The following is a 1,563-nucleotide window of genomic DNA, read 5'->3' on the forward strand; positions in this document are numbered from 1 at the left end:
TCAGCAGAGGTCGTAGTACCAGCGGGAATCAGGTGAGTGCTGGGAAGGGCTGAACGCTGAGAATTGACGGTTGTGACCAGCATTTCTCGCGACGACGACGATGATCGCCGCCAACCCGCTTCTGGCGGGGCAGACCGATGAGGAGGTACCGGTGAATCCGGAAGGGCCCTCGGCTGTGCGTAGTGGTCGTTCGGCGGGTGCTGGGAACGATGTCAGGGATGGCCAGGGGCTGTGGGAGCAGGTGTTTAGCCCACAGAACCTGGGTGTTGCGGTGAAACGTGTCGAACGTAATCGGGGCTCGCCCGGTGTGGATGGCATGACCACGGAGCAGTTGCGTGGGTGGTGTCGGGAGCATTGGGGTGAGGTCACGGTGGCGTTGGATGCGGGCACGTATCGTCCGTCGCCGGTGCGTCAGGTGTTGATTCCCAAACCTGATGGTGGGCAACGGAAATTGGGGGTGCCTACGGTGCTGGATCGGCTGATCCAGCAGGCTATCGCGCAAGTATTGACCCCGATCTTTGATCCGGGGTTCGTGCCGGTCTCTTATGGGTTCCGGCCGGGCAAGAGCGCCCACTCTGCGGTCAAGGTCGCCCGTACGGTGATCGAGCAGGGGTATCGGTGGGTGGTCGAGGTCGATCTCGATGCGTTCTTTGATCGGGTCAACCACGACATCCTCATGTCCCGGGTTGCGCGGAAAGTGAAGGACAAGCGGCTGCTGAAGCTGATCCGCGCCTATCTTGAGGCGGGGATCATGGTCGATGGGGTGCGACAGCCGACGGCGGAGGGAACCCCGCAGGGGTCGCCGTTGTCGCCGTTGTTGTCCAACATCATGCTCGACGATTTCGATCAGGAGATGTGGGCGCGTGGGCATCGGTTTGTCCGGTATGCCGACGATATCCGTGTCTTCGTGAAATCCAAGCGGGCCGCTGAACGGGTGCTCGAGACGAGCACCGTGTTCCTAGAGCGGCGGATGAAGTTGAGGGTGAACAAAGACAAGTCCTCGATCGCTCCGGCAACGACAGCTGTGTTGCTGGGGTTCGGGTTCTTCTTCACCACGGCGGGAGTCAAGATCAGGGTGGCGCCGAAGGCGTGGTCGCGGGCCAGGGCCCGTCTCCGGGTGTTGACGTCTCGGCGGTGGAGTGTGTCGATGTCGTATCGCATCATGCGGCTCAACCAGTATGTGCGGGGTTGGATGGGGTATTTCCGCTTGGCGGACACGCCACGCAAGCTCTCCGACCTCGATGAATGGTATCGCCGCAGGCTGCGCCAAATCCGGTGGAAGGAATGGAAACGTGGCCGTACACGGGTCGCGAATCTGCGTGACCTCGGGATTCGGGCTGATCTGGCCTGGCAGTGGGGCATGACTAGTCGTGGCTACTGGCGGATCGCGAAGTCGCCCATCCTGCACCGGGCTCTCCCGACGAAGTACTGGGAGGGCTTGGGCCTGATCTTCTTTCACTCTGCCTGGGCCAGGTTTCACTGACTCAGCGAACCGCCGTATGCGAGGTCCGCACGTACGGTGGTGTGAGAGGAGGGCCGGGAAACCCGGCCCTCCTACTCGAT

1 protein-coding gene is annotated in these 1,563 nt (G+C 61.9%); it reads left to right on the forward strand.

The annotated features are described in order from the left end of the window. Positions 1 to 100 precede the first annotated feature (100 nt). The gene (gene ltrA, locus OSB52_RS24585) at positions 101 to 1,483 is read left to right on the forward strand and encodes a group II intron reverse transcriptase/maturase (protein WP_266063959.1); all 1,383 of its coding nucleotides are present in this window, start codon (positions 101 to 103) and stop codon (positions 1,481 to 1,483) included. The last annotated feature ends 80 nt before the right edge of the window (positions 1,484 to 1,563 follow it).

The organism is Gordonia aquimaris (assembly GCF_026262595.1).
GTDB classification, from domain to species: Bacteria; Actinomycetota; Actinomycetes; order Mycobacteriales; family Mycobacteriaceae; genus Gordonia; species Gordonia tangerina.